This window comes from Marinococcus halophilus (assembly GCF_002265875.1).
Lineage (GTDB): Bacteria > Bacillota > Bacilli > Bacillales > Marinococcaceae > Marinococcus > Marinococcus halophilus.
The window spans coordinates 109614-127148 of the sequence record NZ_NPFA01000005.1; the positions used below are offsets into that span (position 1 = coordinate 109614).

Genomic DNA, 17535 nt, shown 5'->3' on the forward strand with positions numbered 1-17535 from the left:
TTTTATTAATTATATCAGAAAGCGATTTCATAAAACCTCTGGCTATGTAAATTTTTCCTTAAAATTGCCCCTGCCTCATGGCAGGGGCACAACTGTATTCTATCCGGGCTGTACCGCTTCTTTTATACGCTTTTTCAAGGTGGTAATGAGCAGTTGAAGATCTTTATCTTCAATGTTCAAAGGCGGGGAAAGAGTTAAAACATTGTTATGGTGCCTGGCAATATCAGACGTTTTGCCAACAATGACCCCATCTTTTTTGCAGCTTGCAAGAATTTGCTTCACGAGCTTTTCTGGTACTGTCTTTTTTGTCGTTTTGTCCTCGACAAATTCAATACCGGCTAACAGCCCCTGGCCCCGGACCTGGCCAACGTAAGGAAGCTCTTCCAAATCTGCCAGCGCCTCCAGCAGCTCTCTGCCCTTTTTCTCCGATCGTTCCACTAATTTTTCCCGCTCCATGATTTCCAGGTTTTTCACAGCGGCTGCGCAGGCTGCAGGGTGACCTCCAAAAGTATTTACATGGCGGAAATGGTCATAGGCTTCACTGCCGGTAAACGCCTGGTACATATCCTTTCGCACTGCGGTAACAGATAAAGGCATATATCCGCTTGTGATTCCCTTCGCCATTGTCACAATATCCGGCTTTACGTCTGCGTGCATAAATCCAAAACGCTTCCCAGTCCGTCCAAATCCACAAATAACTTCATCGCTGATTAAAAGAACACCGTAGCGGTCACAAATGTCCCGGACCCGTTTCATATAGGAAGTGTGAGGAACCAACACTCCGCCGCCGGTAATAATGGGCTCCATTATTACTGCCGCTATGGATTCTTCAGCTTCCCATAAAATCGCCTGTTCAATTTCATCAGCGCACGCCAGGCTGTACTCCTCGTAGGATTGACCTTCCGGCTTCCGGTACGGATCTGGAGGAGTAACGTGTACAAAGCCCGGCGGCAGCGGTTCATACCGGTATTTCCGCTGCGTCTGTCCTCCAGCCGCCATCGTTGCAAGCGTGCTTCCATGATAGGTCCGGTAGCGGGAAATGGTTTTATACCGGCTGCCTTCCCCAATTTGTTGAAAATATTGACGCACCAGTTTCAGGGCAGTTTCATTTGCTTCCGAGCCGCTATTGGAAAAAAAGTACATATAGCCGTCCCCGAGCCACTCATCAAGCTTTGCCGAAAGCTGTACGGCAGGAGTATGGCTTTGCGTTAAAGGATAGAATGGAAGCTTCAGCATTTGCTCGTAGGCAGCGTCGGCGATTTCTTTTCGTCCATATCCGGCATTTACACACCAGAGACCCGCCATGCCATCAAGGTATGACTTTCCATCTATATCAGTCACCCAAGAACCTTCTGCTTTCTCTGCCACCATGCCTCCCTCTGGATTGTAAGGCCTCATGGCATGCCAAACACTTTCTTCATCTTTTTTCTTTATTTCTTCCGGTTCCCAATTCATGACGATCACCCTTCCTGCTTTAAATGTCAGCGCATACAAAATGTGGTCTACCGTGATCTTCTCACGTCTCTACTGAAAAGAAAAGGTCCACTTCCGGGCCATTTATGAATAGAACCTGCCGCCCGTATTTTCAGCGGTTTTCAGAAGCATATTGATAACACTTCCATATTTAGGTAGTATCGCTTTTATACTATTATACTTTAATACTAGAAAAGAGAGAGTCGCGTTGACTAAGTTCCAGGCACTGCACACAAACATTAAAATACGCCTCATCACTGATTTTTCCATGGAATTTGTATTGATGGCCATTCTTCCATTTATGGCAGTTTATTTCAGCAGCCGCCTTGGAGCCGGCACTGCCGGGCTGTTGCTGGCATTTACTATGGCTGCAGGCATTGGTATCGGTTTATGGACCGGACATTTATCGGATGTTATCGGCCGTAAGCGTATCATCGTTACTGCTCAGGGCCTGCAGGTATTGAGCCTTGGCGTAATGGCGCTGGCGAGCTCCCCCGTATTTGAATCCGTATGGCTGATGTTTGCAGCTTTTCTTGTCGCTAACGCATGCTTTAACGCCTCTGATCCTCCGTCCGAAGCAATGATTATAGACTACAGCTCTGAAGCCGAGCGCCCCTACGTTTATCAGCTTGCCTACTGGCTTGGCAACGTGGCATACGCCTTTGGGGCTGTTATTGGAGGGCTGTTTTTTGAGAGCGGGCGCGTGTATTTATTTGTTGCTTTATTTCTTGTGAGCATATGTATTTGGTACGTGGTGGCTTTTAAATTAACGGAAAAAAAGCAGGCGGTTTCTTTTTCCAAGAAAGGTCTTCAAAAAACTCAGGCCCCTCTTACTATATGGAAACGGTACGCCGCTATACTAAAAGACCGGCGCTTTCTATTCTTTTTAATCGGTACCGTTTGTATCGCCAGCCTGGAATTTCAGCTGGACAAATACGTCGCTGTCCGCCTGGATGAACAATTTCACCTTATGCTTGGAGGATTTGAACTCACGGGAGTAAGAATGTTCAGTCTTATTATGTTTATTAACACTCTTGGCGTTGTCTTTTTTACCATGCCGGTTTCCGCACGGGTTTCTTCTTTAAATTATAAAAAAGTGTTAGCTACCGGTCTCGGAATCTACACTCTCGCCTTCGGATTTTTCGGGTTCAGCACTTCGTTTTTAGTTCTTATACTCGCTGCTGCAGCCTTCACCCTGGGAGAGATCGTTTATATTCCTGTCCGCCAGACGATACTCGCCGGCATTGTTCATGATGATTCCCGTGGTTCTTACATGGCAATGGAGTCAATGATGTATAATGCCGCCCTCCTTCTCAGCAGTTTTATGCTTACGGCAAGTGCCGTCATTCCTCCAGCGGGAATGTCGACACTATTCGTTCTCTTAGGCGTTGTCGGCTTCATCAGCTACCAGCTCTGCCTTCCGTTAACAAAAAGCGGGAAGGCTCGTGCTTCTTAATTTCTGCCCTCTGGCAGCTACCTTTTTTTTCGCCGGCGCAGGTCTACTGTCAGTGAAGGAATATCCACGCGGAGCAGTGTCCACCGGAACAGCTTTACCTTTAGCTCTCCGGCCACTACCACTGCTTCCACCGGATTCCAGTTTTCAACTCTTCGCGCTGCCTCTACCACAGGCACGTGCGGCTCCGGAAATGTTTTTCTTGGCACTGGACGACTTCCTCCAAACAAGTGGCGGGGCTCTGACAACCTATATATTTTAGTCGCTGGACGCTGCCCGCTGTTTCTCATCTTTTTCCTCCTCTTCTGTATAACTTCGTTTCTTTTTTCCTTTCCCTTTTTTCCGCTAAACCTTTCACCGTCTGTGTTTTTCTTCCAGTTCATCACTTTTTATTGGTCAGAAACGTTTAGACTTTCGCAAAAACGTTAATACATTCTCTACCGTTTTCCACAGATATTATTCGAGCATATTTCTTGAAACTCTCTTCTCCATTTCCTATTATGTAGGTGTAAATCAATTGGTCAGAGAAAATCAAATTTATCTCTTGCATTATACAGGAAGCGGGTATATAATACTGTTACAAGGTCAAAGATAGTCAAAGTCAACGAATTAATTCTGACCTTACGAAGATGAATACGAACGATGCACACGTCAATAATACTACTTTAAAAATAAGGAGGTTCGGTTCAGTTATGATGAGATGTGAACATTGTGAACAGCGTCCAGCACGCATTGAACTGAACATGAATGTTAATGGAAGCCATCAAAAGATGCACCTGTGCGAACGGTGCTATAGAGAAATCCGCCAAAGCATGAATCAGCCATCCGGTCAGGGCGGCTTCGGCGGCTCCCAGTCCCCATTTGACCAATTCTTTAATAATATGATGGGCGGCTCAGAGCAAAACGCAGGACAGGGGCAGGAACAGCAGGCTCAGTCCGGCGGCGGCCAGGGCGGCGGTCTTCTTGACGATTTAGGTAAAAATCTGTCCGACGTTGCACGTGCCGGCCTCATTGACCCAGTCATCGGCCGCGATAAAGAAGTTGAACGTGTCATTGAAACATTAAACCGCCGCAATAAAAACAATCCGGTTCTTATCGGCGAACCGGGTGTCGGTAAGACAGCGATTGCTGAAGGTCTTGCCCTCCGTATTTCGGAAGGTGATGTGCCAAACAAGCTGAAAAATAAAAGCATTTATCTGTTGGACGTAACCTCCCTCGTAGCAAATACTGGGGTACGCGGCCAGTTTGAAGAACGCATGAAGCAGCTGCTGAAGGAATTGCAGGAACGCCAGGATGTCATCGTCTTTATCGATGAAGTCCACCAAATCGTTGGCGCAGGTTCAGCAGAAGGCTCTTCTGACGCAGGCAACATTATGAAACCAGCGCTTGCCCGCGGGGAAATTCAATTAATTGGTGCAACTACACTTGCTGAATACCGCAAAATTGAAAAAGATGCAGCGCTTGAACGCCGCTTTCAGCCGGTCATGGTTAACGAACCAAACCTCGAAGACAGCGTAGCGATCCTAAAAGGCCTGCAGGCAAACTATGAAAAATTCCATCACGTTGCTTTTACCGATGAAGCACTAGAAGCCTGCGTCAATTTGTCCAATCGCTATGTACAGGACCGGTTCCTGCCGGACAAAGCGATCGACTTAATGGATGAAGCAGGCTCCAAGATAAACCTCGCCCACAGCGATGACGACAGCGAGTCCCTGCAAAGCCGCATCGAGCAGATTGCCGCAGAAAAAGAACGTGCCACCCAGCAGGAGGATTACGAACGTGCAGCTAAGCTTCGGGATGAAGAAGCCAAGCTGCAGGAGCAGGTAAAAGAAGCTGAACAAAACGGCAAGATTCAAAAAGAAACACCAACAGTGAATGTAGAAACGATCCAGATGATCGTGGAAAATAAAACCGGCATCCCTGTTCGCCGCCTCCAGCGCGATGAACAAAAGAAAATGCGCGATCTGCCTGAACGTCTAAATGCGAATGTCATCGGCCAGGAAGAAGCTGTAAGCAAAGTTGCCCGTTCCATTCGCAGAAATCGTGCCGGCCTGCGCCGCGGCAGCCGTCCAATTGGTTCCTTCCTATTTGTCGGACCAACCGGTGTCGGTAAAACTGAGCTTTCCAAAACGCTCGCTTCTGAAATGTTTGGCGACCCTGAAGCGATGATCCGCCTCGACATGAGTGAGTATATGGAAAAACACTCGGTATCCAAGCTTATCGGTTCGCCGCCAGGATATGTCGGACACGATGAAGCCGGACAGCTTACAGAAAAAGTACGCCGGAAACCGTACAGCATTATTCTTTTGGACGAGATTGAAAAAGCGCACCCTGATGTGCAGCATATGTTCCTGCAGATCATGGAAGACGGCCGCCTGACTGACAGTCAGGGACGCACGGTCAGCTTTAAGGATACAGTCATTATTATGACTTCAAACGCCGGCTCACAAATGAAACGTGTTACGGTAGGCTTTGGAGACAAGGACCAGGTAGAGCCAAAAATCATGGAATCTCTCAGCGATTATTTCCGCCCGGAATTCCTGAACCGTTTCGACAGCATTGTAAGCTTCAAAGAACTGGCTCGTGAAGATCTGGTCACTATCGTGGATCTGATGCTTAAAGACATCTTAGAAGCAGCCAGTGAGCAGGGATTGAACGTTACCGTCTCTGATGATGCTAAACGCATGCTGGCCGATCAAGGCTACGATCCTGCCTTCGGTGCCCGCCCTCTTCGCCGGGTAATCGAAGAAAAAGTAGAAGACGGCATTGCCGATCTCATGCTTGAAGAAGAGGATGTGCAAAACATTACGATCACCGTAAATGACACTGACATTCAGGTAGCCAGTGCCCAAACATCCGCTTCCACTGAAGAGTAATTCTTATACGAGGACAAGCCCTGCGGCATTCTGCTGCAGGGCTTTTTTGCTTAAGGAAATCTACTGTGAAATGCTTCCTTGTCTTATCCTTTTCCCGAAATCACGCATCAATCAAAGCAGCTTTTTCCGGTTTTAACGCCGCTTTTCCAGAAAGGTTGATTAGATGAGGTAAAATGTACTCTGTTTTTTGTGGGCAATATTTATACTATCCACGGTTCTTTTTACAGCAGCCGGCATTCAGGCTGGAGAATGGAATTTTTTCATCGTTTTATTAAGCACGGTGGCGGGCACGTATTATAAGCTCTCTCCTCTGAAATCTTAAATGTTCCACGTGGAACATTTTTTGTGTAAATATATTTCTCATCTTCCTTTTACTTTTACATAAAAAGAGCGTACAATGTAATTGATAACGATTATCACTAAAGGAGCTGGACACCTTGTCTGACTTTCAAATACATGACGTTACTATCATCGGCGGCGGACCCGCCGGCCTGTATACTGCTTTTTATTGTGGAATGCGGGCGCTTGATACTCACATTATTGAAGCACAGCCGGATTTGGGCGGAAAAATTCACGCCTATCCCGAAAAAATTGTCTGGGATGTTGGCGGCCTGCCCCCTTCCTCTGGAAAACAGCTGATGGATCAGCTGGTAGCCCAGGCAGAAACTTTCCGCCCCGCGATCACGACAAATGAAAAAATTATTCACGTAGAAAAAGACGAGGACGGGCTTTTTCGCCTGGAGGCGGAAACAGGCGGCATTTACTATTCCCGCTCTGTCATCGTCGCTGTCGGGCACGGCATTCTTCATGCCCAAAAGCTCGACATCGAAGGCGCAGAAAAATTCGAGCTTTCCAACCTTCACTATACTGTACAGCACCTTGAGCGATTTCGTAATCAGAGGGTTATCATTTCCGGCGGCGGAAACTCTGCCGTCGACTGGGCTAATGCTCTCTGCCCGATCGCAAGCGAAGTTACAGTCGTACACCGGCGCGATGAGTTCGGCGGCCATGAGCGGCATGTCCAGGAAATGAAGGACTCCGAAGTGAACGTGCAGACTCCTTTTGCCCTTTCCGGGCTTCGCGGCAACGACGCGGGCACCGCTATCGAAAAAGTGCTGTGCACAAATCTTGATACTGACGAACGTGTGGAAAAAGAAGTGGACGCCGTCATCGTGAACCACGGTTTCCAGATGGAATTTGAGCTTCTCGAAAACCTGCAGCTGCAAACAGAAGAAAATAAAATTCTCGTAAACGAGCGGATGGGCACAAATATCGAAGGTTTGTTTGCTGCCGGGGACATTACCAGCCACCATGGAAAGGTTCACCTAATTGCCGGAGCGTTTGTAGAAGGCGCTTCCGCTGCGAACAGCGTCAAGCAGTACCTGGAACCCGGCGCCGGGGCGAAAGCAATGGTTTCTTCCCATAACGAACGATTCGCAGAAAAAAACCAGGAAATTCAAAAAAATCTTCTTTCCAAGCAACTTTAAAAGAGTTTACCGAAAGACTGGGAGACCCGCCAGCTGCTAATTTTAATCAAAGAGGTGAAAGCGTTGCGACTCCCCCGCTCCACAGAACGTCTTTCATTTCGTTCTATGCAGCATAAAGACCACCCACTGCTGAAAAATATTTTTCAGGATAAAGACGTTATGCGCTATTACGCCGACTTAAAGTCCGAAAAAGAAATCAATGAATGGATCCATTGGAACAAAAGTCACTATCTATCATACGGGGTCGGGATGTGGATAGTGGAAGACCGGCACACTCAAAGCTTTATCGGCCAGTGCGGACTTGTGCCCGAAAGAATAGAAGGAAACATTTCTATTGAACTTGGGTACCTGCTCACCCCTGAAAACTGGGGACTGGGCTATGCTTCTGAATCAGCAGCTATGGTCCGGGATTTTGCATTCTATTCACTTGCCATCCCAAAGCTTGTTTCAGTCATCGATCCTGCCAATACGCCTTCTATTAAAGTAGCAGAAAACATCGGGATGACCTACCAGCGCCCTGTCAGGCGGTGGAACCGTTCCTTAAGCTTATATGCGGCTGAACGCTCCTAACGCAACTGTCACAATTCGTCCATTGTTCCGGCTTCCCTCTTGTGCTATGTTAACGATGTATTCTTATCGTGATTTTGCTATTAGAAAGGAAGGCCGTGCATGAATTCTCTCCAATCGCTTAGGTGGGCCGGTATTATTGAAGGAATCTCGTTTCTGCTCCTGCTCTTTATTGCCATGCCGTTAAAGTATGGAGCTGGCTTTGACATGGCTGTTACCGTTGTTGGAGCTGCCCATGGTGGATTGTTTATCTTATATGTAGCTATTGCTCTTTTTGTCTGGATCCAAAAACGCTGGCCGTTTCTGCGTATGCTCATTGCTGTTATTGTATCTGTCATTCCGTTTGGCCCGTTCGTGTTTGAACGAAGCCTCCGCCGCGAAGAAAATGACGAGCTCGAGCCTGACGCCGTTTTTTAAACCGAACCCTTTGTTCGGTTTTTTTCATGGACTGCTGAGGGTTATAGTAATTTCTTTTAAAACGTGATATAAAGAATTGAAGCTGTGAAAAATTTGCAGTTTTTACATAAACCAATTTCTGATGAACGAGGAGTCTCGATGTACATGATTGAATGGAAAAATATTTTACGCGGCATGGCCATGGGCGCCAGTGACGTTATCCCGGGCGTGAGCGGTGGCACTCTGGCATTGATACTTGGCATTTACTACCGGCTTTTGTCTGCGATCAGCCTGCTTTTTTCACGCCAGTGGAAGCAGCAGCTCGGCTTTTTAATTCCTTTGGGAGTAGGAATGGGGGCAGCTATCCTGTCGCTTGCCCATCTGCTCGAATGGCTGCTTGCCGAACATCCACAGCCAACGTTTTTCTTCTTTTTTGGGCTGATACTCGGAACGATTCCTTTTATTTTGTATAAAGTGAATTATAAAACAAATTTCAAAAAGAACCATTACGTCATTTTACTGCTCGCAGCCGTGATTGTCTTACTCTCCGGCCTTTTCCAGGGGGATGAGGAGACAGCTGTGATTGCTACCGGGAGCGCAGGAAGCTTTGCCATTTTGTTTTTCTCAGGCTGGCTTGCGAGCACAGCGATGATTCTTCCCGGCATCAGTGGTTCATTTGTGCTTGTGATTATTGGCGTTTATCAAACCGTCATTAATGCTCTGACAGAATTGAACCTGCCGGTGCTCTTCACCTTCGGCGTTGGCGTTCTTGTAGGAATAGCGATCATGAGCAAGCTATTGCGCTACATGCTGCATGCTCATACGGTGGGAACGTATGCAGTAATTACCGGCCTGCTTGTTGGTTCGCTTTATGTTATATTTCCAGGTTTAAATGACGGCGTAATTGCTTTCGTCGTAAGTCTCGTAACATTTGTTACCGGCCTCGGCCTGGCACTTTTTCTTGGCCGGATTGACCGCACAAGAGCAGTATAGTTTTTATTACAAACAGAAAAAGGCCGGCCGCGGATAAACCACCCGCAGCCGGCCCTTTTTATGCCTTTTAGGCTTTCAGCACATATATAATTAAACAAATCCAACCGGCAATAAAAGCAACTCCGCCTAAAGGAGTGACGGCCCCCAGCCAGGAAATGCCTGAAAGCGACAATGCGTACAAACTGCCTGAAAACAAAACGATACCTGCAAATAAAAGCCATCCGGACCACCCCACCAGTGCTGAACCTCCGCCGGTGTATGCTGCGACTGCACCAATAGCGATCAGCCCCAGGGAATGATACATATGGTACTGCGCGCCAGTCTGATACGTGTCAATCATACGGTCTGAAAGCCGGCCCTCCAGGCCGTGGGCTCCGAATGCCCCTATTCCTACAGCCATCGCAGCGTTCACTGCTCCTAATATCACGAGTACTTTCCAAAGCATGCCCAAATCTCCTTCTTTTTAAAAATCCAGTAAATTACCTTCCGTGGACGGAATTTCCTCTTCCTCCCCGGACGGTTCCCGGCGGGGGTTCCTTGCCGCAGTCACTCCCGAAGCAGAAGCTGGCGCCCCGGAACGAGGGGGCGATGCAACTGGCTGCTTCACTTCAGCCTCCCTTGAAGAAAGCAGAATATCGCAGTAGTTTCGAAGCGTTCTTGCATGCTCCTGCAGCGCCCGCTCGTCTCCTTTTTCCCCCTGCTCGGCGAGCTGGAGCAATTCCTCTTCCATTTTTTCAATCACGGTCTGAACAGATATCTGCATAAGCTCTGCCCTCCCTTTCTTTGCGTTCATCATAGTACAATTAGGATCCTGCCAAATTATATCATATGTGCAGCCCGCAGCCTTACGTTTCCTCTTATTGTCACGAGACGTTCGCAATTGGCTGATGCAAAAGAAATACCGGGGCGGAAAAACCGGCCCGGCAGGCAATTGCTTATTGACTGAACTCATTTTGAATTTCATGCATTTTCTGCACTTTATTTTCCCAGCATTTCGGGCTTAAGTCGACCGGGTATTCTTCCGGGTTTAACGAACGTTTGTATTCTTCCCATAAAAGCGGAAGATTTGATTGCATATAGGCCTGGATATCTGCCATGGAAGGCAGGCTGTAAACCAGCTTCCCATCTTTAAATATTGTTTCATGAAGATTCACAGCTTTGAAATTCCGGACCTTTTTGCTGATGTACGTATGCACGGGATGGAACATATGCAGTTCCTCCTGCTCGTTTGGCTCTTCCCCGGCAAGCGTAACGTAATCTCCTTCTGAGCGTTTGTTTTCAGTATTTATAATCCGATAGACGTTTTTCACACCGGGTGTAGTCATTTTCTCCAGATTACCGGATTTTTTTGCCCCAATCTTCATCGTGTCACGCATGCGGGCGTTATCGCCCTCAATGGCTACAAGCTTGTATACTGCCCCAAGAGCAGGCTGGTCATAGCCAGTAATAAGCTTTGTTCCGATGCCCCACGTATCAATCTCTGCTCCTTGGGATTTCAAATTGGTGATCGTGTACTCATCCAGATCTCCGGAAGCGATAATCTGGGTGTCGGTAAAGCCGGCTTCATCGAGCATTCGCCTCGCTTCTTTGGATAGATAGGCCAGATCCCCGCTGTCGAGACGCACGCCTTTAAAGCGGATATTTTCTCCCATTTCTTCTGCAACCTTAATTGCGTTAGGAACTCCGGAACGAAGGGTGTCGTACGTATCCACTAAGAACACGCAATCCGTATGGTGCTCAGCATACATTTTAAAAGCTTCATATTCAGTCTCGCAGGCCTGAACCATAGAATGCGCATGTGTGCCTGCTGTAGGGAGTCCGAATACCTTTCCTGCCCTGACGTTGCTCGTTACTTCAAAACCGCCGACAAAGGCTGCTCTGCTTCCCCATAAGCCGGCATCCAGCTCCTGGGCCCGCCGCAGGCCAAAATCCATCGCGCGCCCATTTCCCCCTGTCACCTGTTTAATCCGGGCTGCTTTCGTAGCGATCAGCGTTTGATAGTTCACCATGTTTAAAAGCGCCGTTTCGATTAACTGGGCTTCTCCAAGCGGCGCTTCTACTTTGAGCAGCGGCTCGTTGCCAAAGACAAGCTCGCCTTCTTTCATAGCATAAACGCTGCCGGTAAACCTGAGTTCCTCTAAATAGGAAAGAAAATCTTCTCCGTAGCCTGCTTCCCGCAAGTAGGCAAGATCCTCCTCTGTCATCCGGAAGTTTTCTAAAAAATTCACCACCCGTTCCAGCCCGGCAAATACGCCGAAGCCATTACCAAACGGAAGCTCCCGAAAGTATAGATCAAATACGGCATTACGGGTATGCATACCGCTTCGCCAATACGTTTCCACCATATTCACCTGATACAAATCCGTATGCAGCGATAAACTGTCATCTTCATAGCGTGTCATTCCAGTCCCCCTCCTAAAAAACCTGTCATTTATACTTTCCTGAGCCGTTTTTGCACTACTTGTACTTTTTCACTTCTTCTTTCCTTTGAAACCCGTTTCCATTTCCGCTTTTTTCCGGATTTATTTACATTTAAAAAAGAGTCCGCCCTAAAATTTAGGTGCGGACTCTTATACGTGTGTTTACTTCTCTACAAGCTCATAGCCATAGGCTTCGATCTTTGCGTAGTCTTCCTCATCAACCACCCAGTACTGGCCATCGTTATTGCGCACAATAACTTCCTTTTCCGATGCGTCTTCACGGGCGTTCTCAAGCTCGTCGAATTTTTTCGCCGGCACTTGAATATCTTCTACAATGATAAATGACATGAATAAAACACCTCCGTTGTTTCGAAAGTGTTCCCGTTCATTTCTTTATTCAAACAAATATAAAGAATTTTTTTGAAAAAGGGACTTTTTTATTAATACATTTCCAGCCTTCTAATTGTCAGCCGGAATTTTTGTTCCGGGCGGAGAGCACGGCTTTAATGCCGGCAATATTTAACCCCTGGTCAATAAGCTCTTTGATTTCCTGACACCGGTCAATATCATTCATCGAAAACAGGCGCTGGTTTCCTTGGTTTCGTTCCGGATCAATCAGCCCCTGCTCTTCGTAGTAACGGATTTGGCGAGCTGACAATGATGTGATTTCTTGTACCACGCTAATGGGAAAACAGGCAGCGCTACGAGGGATATTACCTTTCACCGCGCCCTCCTCCTTTTTAAATTTTTTCAGCCGGCCGTACGGGGCCGTTCATTTACGGCGGTGACTGAGATGGGCATAGACGTCTTGAAGTGTTTCGTATCCGAGCTCCTGGACTGTCTGAATGGAACGTACCCAGAGCTCGGCAGCCATAATGGCATCCCCGAGAGCATTGTGTCTTCCCTTTATAGGGACATCGTAATAGCTGCAGCAATCATCAAGCGAACGAAACTCAAAGTCCGGCGCAGCAATACTGAACACAAATGAAGTATCAAGCAGGCGGTGCTGAAGATTCGACCCCATTGTCCGGTACGTATACTTCTGCAAAAACTTTCGTTCATGACTGGCATGATGGGCTACGAGTATATCTGCCTGGGCAAATTGATAGAACTGCTCGAGAGCCTCGCTGATTGGCTGGCCGTCCGCCGCTAGCTCCTCCGCTGTTAATCCGGTAACCTCGCTTACCTCCGGGGACACAGCCTCCGGTTCACGAACAAGCGTATAAAAGGCGTCATCCCGCACCAGCCGGTTGTGTTTAATTTTAATAGCTCCCATCGACAATATCTTATCTCCGGCATCCGCATTAAAGCCCGAGGTTTCCAGGTCAAGGACGGTAACATTCAGCGAAGAAACCGATTTCTGCAGAGGCTGCTCCGCTTTTACGTCTTTTTGCAGCTGGCGCATGAAAGACTGGTGCTGGGGGTTCGTGGAGTCCAGGCCGCCAAATCGACTCGAAATACTGCGCATCCATTGGAACATTTAAAAATCACCCGACTCCATGATTTTTTTTGTATGCTGAAACAGGTGCTTTCCTTCTTTTAACGCAGCCTTCAGTTCGGACTTCTGGGTTTTCGAAAGCTGCTGTACCGGCACGTAGTGAACGTCTTCATAGGCGTGCTGCTGCTCGGAAAACGAGGCCCGCAGCTCCAGCAAATTTTTAAAATGTATGTCTTTGCCCTGGACATAAGCATGCTTTTCTGACACCTGGCGGATACGTTCTATCGTGGAAGAAGCATGCACTCTTTCATAAATGGCGAGCAGCCGAAGGGCATGGACATACGGGAAAAAACCTACGTCTTTTATATGCATCGAACCCGCATACGGCCCTTTCTCTTCCGGAAGCAGCTGCCTGAAAGCATTGAGCCCCTTATGCAGGTACGCGGTATTTTCCGATAAGCGTCTTAACACGTCTTCCTGGCCGGCCTGCTCAAAGACATGCTCCTTCACTTCCTCCAGAAGCTTATCTTCTCCAAGCAGCGTTCTGGCATCGATGAAGGTGAGGAGGTGGCGGAACGGCCCCCATTCATCGGCTTCAATCCAGCCGTCCACCTGCTTTTTCCATCCTTCCACATCGTGACACCAGCGTTTATGCGAAGCCATAACCAACCCTTCGCACCGCGGATAGCCAACAACCGCCATCCCTTCCCGTATTTCCGCTCCCAGGCCGAGGAAATAATCCTGATGTTCATCGTCTCTGCCCTCGAAAACAATTCCATGGTCCTGATCACTGAATTTTGCCTGCTCCTGCCTTCCTGCGCTTCCCATAAGAAAAAAAGCAAAGTGAGCAGGAAGGTCTCCCCGCTCACTCTGGTGATGATGAACAGCAAGAGTAACCGTCTCTGAAATCCACTTATCGTGGGCTTCATTAAGCTTTACTGGCTCTCCCGCCAAATCATTCATCTTCTCTTCTTTGTCTTTTTTTATTTCTTCATAGCTCTTAAAGGAAGGTTCTGGTGAAAATCCCTGTACTTGTGAGAATGAAGAATTCGACATATTTTATGCTCCTGTTCTTTCTGAAGAATTGTCCAGAGTAGGCTGCACGTTCTCCGGATAACCGTATGCACCGTGCTCACTCATATCAAGACCCATAATTTCTTCTTCCTCCGATACGCGAAGTCCGCCGATAATCGATTTCGTAATCAAGAGTAGAATATACGAAGCAATGAAAGCGAACAACCCGCATGCTACGACACTGATAATTTGTACCCCAAGCTGGGTTAACCCGCCGCCGTAGAACAACCCGGCGCGGCCGCCATTCATCTCAGCAAGCTGTGGTGTAGCGAAGAAACCGGTAGAAATCGTTCCCCAGGCGCCGGCCATGCCGTGCACTGAAAGGGCGAAGATCGGATCGTCGATGTTGCGTTTTTCAAAGAAACGAACGCTGAAGAAGCAGAGCATACCGCCAATTGCACCGATAACCACAGATGCCCATGGTGCTACAAATGCGCAGGAAGCGGTAATTGCTACCAGCCCTGCAAGTGCTCCGTTGAGCATGCTTGGTACGTCTGCTTTCCCAAGTACCGCCCAGGCAATCAAAAGCGCTGCAAAAGCACCTGCTGCAGCTGCAAGCTGCGTGTTCATAGAAACGTAACCAAAGAATCCGTCCGCTACCCCAAATGTACTGGCACCGTTAAAGCCGAACCAGCCGACCCACAGCAGAAGTACACCTAAGGCAGTAAATACCTGGTTGTGGCCTGGAAGGTTGTTAACTGAGCCATCTTTATTATATTTCCCAATCCGCGGCTTAAGTAAAATTGTTGCCGCAAGAGCACCCATTGCACCAGTGAGGTGGACTACCGTGGAACCGGCAAAGTCCTGTTTGCCAAGACCGGAGATCCAGCCGCCGCCCCAGATCCAGTGTGCTACGATTGGGTATACAATAGCAGAGAATAAAATAGCGAATACTACGTAAGCAGCAAGCTTGGCACGTTCAGCGAATCCGCCGAAAGCAATCGTAAGGGCAATCGCTGCAAACGCCAGCTGGAAGATAAAGTCGACGGCAGGCGTTAAACCGTCTGCAGTGCTTGCATCTCCGTAAAAGAAGTTCGAAAGCCCAATGATACCACCGACATCGTTGCCGTAAATAAAACCGTACCCGACAGCCCAGAAGACAAGTGAGGAAATTCCCAGTGTGAAGATTGTTTTTCCTGCAATATGACCCGCGTTTTTCATCCGGGTCGAACCTGCTTCCAATAGAATAAATCCACCCTGCATAAGAATAACTAAAATAAATCCAATCATAACCCAAAGGTTATCAAGCAATACTATCGGATCCACGTTTTTTCCCCCTCTGTTATTATCGTGCAAGATTCATGTGAACTTAGTTAACATCTTGCGTTAAATAGTATTTTACCGTTTAAATTTTCAGAATCTAGTATTGTGTAAGATAATCTCACACAAAAATATTGCCCTGATTATTTAAAAATTCGAAAAACCAGTGATACATAAGGAGTTCAAAAGGTTTGCTTTTTACGAAATAATTTTATTTCTATTATCATTGAAGCGTTATCGTAAAAAGCCAGCTCTTTTTAACATTTTCACCTCCAAAGAAAGCAAAAAAGACGATAAAATTAATTATCGTCCCAACTGTTTATATCTATTTGTTTCAGCTATGCAGACTGCTTCTGGATCAGTTTCTGCAGCAGACGTACAAAAAACGGCAGGCAGATAAATAACACAAGCACTCTTATAATGTGAAGGCTCGACACAAGAGTAGGCTCAAGGTCTAACGCAATCGCTGTGCTGCTCATCTCCGCTGCCCCTGCCGGTACTGTACTGAGCAGACTCGTTACATACGGCAGGCTGGTCGCAGCGTGAAACAGCAGAGCAAGCAGCAGGCTGAAAATGAAATAAAACCCAAGAAGCACCGCGCTCGGCCGCCCAATCTCTTTTAATTTGTAAAATGTCGGGCGATCAAAACGGATACCCACCATCGCTCCGAGCAGAGCCTGTCCGGCTCCGCCAATAACAGACGGCAGCCCATGGGCTGTGGTCACCACCCAGTGGCCGGCCACAAACCCGATAATCAACCCGTAAAACAGTGTCCCCGCCGGCACTTTATACAAATAATACAGCAGGACTGTCACTGCAACGCAAATGCCGAAGACGCCCATTACTACTGGAGAAACTTCGGACATTGCTGGTCCGGCACTTCCCATCGAACCAATGTCTGCCGTGGTCGTAAGACCAATAAAAATTGGTATTGTTAACACAAACAGCGTTATGCGCGTAGTGTGAAAGGCAGCAACCATCCGGTTATCAGCTCCGTAATCACTGCTCAAGCCGATCACCTCCGAAGCCCCTCCCGGCACACAGCAAAAATAAGCCGTCAGCGGATCCAGGTCCGTCCAGCGGTTCATCAGCCATCCAAGCCCGACACCAAGCGCCATCGTTAAGCTGAGCGTAAGAATCAGCGGAAAAATGTACTGCCCTAGAAGGGCAAAGATGCCGGGCTCCATCATAAAACCAATGTTGCATCCAATCAGGGCAAGGATGGTGCGGAACGGCCAGCCATCAAAGACGAGCCGTCTATATGCCATGCCGCAGGTAACTCCTGTGACAAGCCCGCCGAGCAGCCATCCTGCCGGAATCTGTAAGTAGGAGAACAAGCTGCCTGTGAATATGGCAGCTGACAATAAAAGTAGTTTTGTTCCCTTCATCATGATGCCTTCTTTCCTCATTCATCCATATCGGTTACTATTATAGCACCCTGATGCAATTGAAAAACCTTCCTGCTATTTCCTGCATTAATTGCATTTTGTTCACAGCAAAGGAGTTTAAACGGAAAATACGAAGGTTATACGGAAAGTATCATTCACTCTAAAGGAGGAAACATATGACAGCCGGCATTTATAATATCGAGGCCGTCGAGGCTGACGGCACGGAAAAAACGCTGAGTGAGTACCAGGGAGATGTACTTTTAATCGTCAATACCGCTTCAGAATGTGGATTCACTCCGCAGTATGAGGAACTGGAGGAGCTGTACCAACGCTACAAAAATCGAGGCTTTCAGGTACTGGGCTTTCCTTCAAACGATTTTGGCGGCCAGGAACCAGACACTATTGAAAACATCACGGAGTTTTGTGAAACCAACTACGGAGTCAGCTTTGACATTTTTGACAAAACCCATGCCAGAGGAAATGAAAAGCATCCATTGTTTGCCTGGCTTCTGGACCAGACTGCCCCCGGCCGCGAAATCGAATGGAATTTTGAAAAGTTTCTTGTTTCCCGCCGCGGCGAAGTTTTAGGCAGCTTCAAAAGCAGCACCAGGCCTACTGATCCGCAAATAACAAGTATGATCGAAACCGGGCTTGAACAGTCTTAAAAATTTCACATAAAAAAACAGCCGGCATCACGAATGTGCCGGCTG

Annotated in this window: 17 protein-coding genes and 1 pseudogene; 7 read left to right on the plus strand and 11 right to left on the minus strand. The window is 47.6% G+C overall.

Translation table 11 applies throughout. The annotated features are described in order from the left end of the window. Positions 1 to 99: 99 nt before the first annotated feature. Positions 100 to 1455: an aspartate aminotransferase family protein gene (locus CHL76_RS06815; protein ID WP_079474516.1), complete on the minus strand. Its 1356-nt coding sequence runs from the start codon at positions 1453 to 1455 to the stop codon at positions 100 to 102. Between the two features lie 226 nt (positions 1456 to 1681). Here CHL76_RS06815 and CHL76_RS06820 point away from each other — a divergent pair, with 226 nt between their 5' ends. Continuing rightward, positions 1682 to 2929: an MFS transporter gene (locus CHL76_RS06820; protein ID WP_094908162.1), complete on the plus strand. Its 1248-nt coding sequence runs from the start codon at positions 1682 to 1684 to the stop codon at positions 2927 to 2929. A gap of 17 nt (positions 2930 to 2946) precedes the next feature. On the opposite strand, the gene CHL76_RS06825 is transcribed toward CHL76_RS06820, so the two are convergent. Then, complete coding sequence (locus CHL76_RS06825) at positions 2947 to 3216, minus strand: hypothetical protein (RefSeq protein ID WP_143747448.1); 270 nt, start codon at positions 3214 to 3216, stop codon at positions 2947 to 2949. Positions 3217 to 3621: 405 nt separating this feature from the next. On the opposite strand from CHL76_RS06825, the gene CHL76_RS06830 reads away from it, so the two are divergent. The 5 genes from CHL76_RS06830 (at position 3622) to CHL76_RS06850 (ending at position 9245) form a co-directional block, all read left to right on the plus strand. Continuing rightward, positions 3622 to 5802, plus strand: coding sequence for an ATP-dependent Clp protease ATP-binding subunit (locus CHL76_RS06830; protein WP_079475046.1), 2181 nt, complete (start codon positions 3622 to 3624; stop codon positions 5800 to 5802). Positions 5803 to 6239: 437 nt separating this feature from the next. Continuing rightward, complete coding sequence (locus CHL76_RS06835; RefSeq protein WP_094908164.1) at positions 6240 to 7289, plus strand: NAD(P)/FAD-dependent oxidoreductase; 1050 nt, start codon at positions 6240 to 6242, stop codon at positions 7287 to 7289. 54 nt (positions 7290 to 7343) lie between these two features. After that, entirely contained in the window at positions 7344 to 7859 is a 516-nt protein-coding gene (locus CHL76_RS06840; protein ID WP_147041511.1) for a GNAT family N-acetyltransferase, read from the plus strand. A 99-nt stretch (positions 7860 to 7958) separates the two neighbouring features. Continuing rightward, positions 7959 to 8273 carry a DUF3817 domain-containing protein gene (locus CHL76_RS06845; protein WP_079474512.1) on the plus strand — a complete coding sequence of 105 codons (315 nt, stop codon included), beginning with the start codon at positions 7959 to 7961 and terminating at the stop codon, positions 8271 to 8273. 144 nt (positions 8274 to 8417) lie between these two features. Then, the gene (locus tag CHL76_RS06850; RefSeq protein ID WP_079474511.1) at positions 8418 to 9245 is read left to right on the plus strand and encodes a DUF368 domain-containing protein; all 828 of its coding nucleotides are present in this window, start codon (positions 8418 to 8420) and stop codon (positions 9243 to 9245) included. A gap of 67 nt (positions 9246 to 9312) precedes the next feature. Here the strand turns inward: CHL76_RS06850 and CHL76_RS06855 are convergent, their stop codons facing one another. From CHL76_RS06855 to CHL76_RS06895, 9 genes and pseudogenes are all read right to left on the minus strand, one after another. Then, positions 9313 to 9690 carry a DUF423 domain-containing protein gene (locus tag CHL76_RS06855; protein WP_079474510.1) on the minus strand — a complete coding sequence of 126 codons (378 nt, stop codon included), beginning with the start codon at positions 9688 to 9690 and terminating at the stop codon, positions 9313 to 9315. A gap of 18 nt (positions 9691 to 9708) precedes the next feature. After that, positions 9709 to 10008, minus strand: coding sequence for a DUF5327 family protein (locus CHL76_RS06860; RefSeq protein WP_079474509.1), 300 nt, complete (start codon positions 10006 to 10008; stop codon positions 9709 to 9711). 172 nt (positions 10009 to 10180) lie between these two features. Beyond that, positions 10181 to 11647, minus strand: coding sequence for a nicotinate phosphoribosyltransferase (locus CHL76_RS06865; RefSeq protein WP_079474508.1), 1467 nt, complete (start codon positions 11645 to 11647; stop codon positions 10181 to 10183). Between the two features lie 180 nt (positions 11648 to 11827). Next, positions 11828 to 12013: a hypothetical protein gene (locus tag CHL76_RS06870; protein ID WP_022792988.1), complete on the minus strand. Its 186-nt coding sequence runs from the start codon at positions 12011 to 12013 to the stop codon at positions 11828 to 11830. 130 nt (positions 12014 to 12143) lie between these two features. After that, a pseudogene (locus CHL76_RS06875) lies at positions 12144 to 12389 on the minus strand (MerR family transcriptional regulator); the annotation flags it as partial. Positions 12390 to 12437: 48 nt separating this feature from the next. Continuing rightward, positions 12438 to 13145, minus strand: a complete 708-nt coding sequence (locus tag CHL76_RS06880) for an exonuclease domain-containing protein (protein ID WP_079474506.1) — start codon at positions 13143 to 13145, stop codon at positions 12438 to 12440. Further along, complete coding sequence (locus CHL76_RS06885; RefSeq protein ID WP_094908166.1) at positions 13146 to 14159, minus strand: DUF294 nucleotidyltransferase-like domain-containing protein; 1014 nt, start codon at positions 14157 to 14159, stop codon at positions 13146 to 13148. A 3-nt stretch (positions 14160 to 14162) separates the two neighbouring features. Next, positions 14163 to 15443 carry an ammonium transporter gene (locus tag CHL76_RS06890; RefSeq protein ID WP_079474504.1) on the minus strand — a complete coding sequence of 427 codons (1281 nt, stop codon included), beginning with the start codon at positions 15441 to 15443 and terminating at the stop codon, positions 14163 to 14165. Positions 15444 to 15775: 332 nt separating this feature from the next. Then, complete coding sequence (locus CHL76_RS06895; RefSeq protein WP_158219094.1) at positions 15776 to 16825, minus strand: AbrB family transcriptional regulator; 1050 nt, start codon at positions 16823 to 16825, stop codon at positions 15776 to 15778. Positions 16826 to 17001: 176 nt separating this feature from the next. Here CHL76_RS06895 and CHL76_RS06900 point away from each other — a divergent pair, with 176 nt between their 5' ends. Then, positions 17002 to 17490 carry a glutathione peroxidase gene (locus tag CHL76_RS06900; RefSeq protein WP_094908168.1) on the plus strand — a complete coding sequence of 163 codons (489 nt, stop codon included), beginning with the start codon at positions 17002 to 17004 and terminating at the stop codon, positions 17488 to 17490. Positions 17491 to 17535 lie beyond the last annotated feature (45 nt).

Excerpts from the sequence above, each read along its gene's own strand:
- CHL76_RS06815 (WP_079474516.1), bottom strand. The coding sequence starts at position 1,455 with ATGAATTGGGAACCGGAAGAAATAAAGAAAAAAGATGAAGAAAGTGTT.
- CHL76_RS06825 (WP_143747448.1), bottom strand. The coding sequence starts at position 3,216 with ATGAGAAACAGCGGGCAGCGTCCAGCGACTAAAATATATAGGTTGTCA.
- CHL76_RS06830 (WP_079475046.1), top strand. The coding sequence starts at position 3,622 with ATGAGATGTGAACATTGTGAACAGCGTCCAGCACGCATTGAACTGAAC.
- CHL76_RS06845 (WP_079474512.1), top strand. The coding sequence starts at position 7,959 with ATGAATTCTCTCCAATCGCTTAGGTGGGCCGGTATTATTGAAGGAATC.
- CHL76_RS06850 (WP_079474511.1), top strand. The coding sequence starts at position 8,418 with ATGATTGAATGGAAAAATATTTTACGCGGCATGGCCATGGGCGCCAGT.
- CHL76_RS06855 (WP_079474510.1), bottom strand. The coding sequence starts at position 9,690 with ATGCTTTGGAAAGTACTCGTGATATTAGGAGCAGTGAACGCTGCGATG.
- CHL76_RS06860 (WP_079474509.1), bottom strand. The coding sequence starts at position 10,008 with ATGCAGATATCTGTTCAGACCGTGATTGAAAAAATGGAAGAGGAATTG.
- CHL76_RS06865 (WP_079474508.1), bottom strand. The coding sequence starts at position 11,647 with ATGACACGCTATGAAGATGACAGTTTATCGCTGCATACGGATTTGTAT.
- CHL76_RS06870 (WP_022792988.1), bottom strand. The coding sequence starts at position 12,013 with ATGTCATTTATCATTGTAGAAGATATTCAAGTGCCGGCGAAAAAATTC.
- CHL76_RS06880 (WP_079474506.1), bottom strand. The coding sequence starts at position 13,145 with ATGTTCCAATGGATGCGCAGTATTTCGAGTCGATTTGGCGGCCTGGAC.
- CHL76_RS06885 (WP_094908166.1), bottom strand. The coding sequence starts at position 14,159 with ATGTCGAATTCTTCATTCTCACAAGTACAGGGATTTTCACCAGAACCT.
- CHL76_RS06895 (WP_158219094.1), bottom strand. The coding sequence starts at position 16,825 with ATGAAGGGAACAAAACTACTTTTATTGTCAGCTGCCATATTCACAGGC.
- CHL76_RS06900 (WP_094908168.1), top strand. The coding sequence starts at position 17,002 with ATGACAGCCGGCATTTATAATATCGAGGCCGTCGAGGCTGACGGCACG.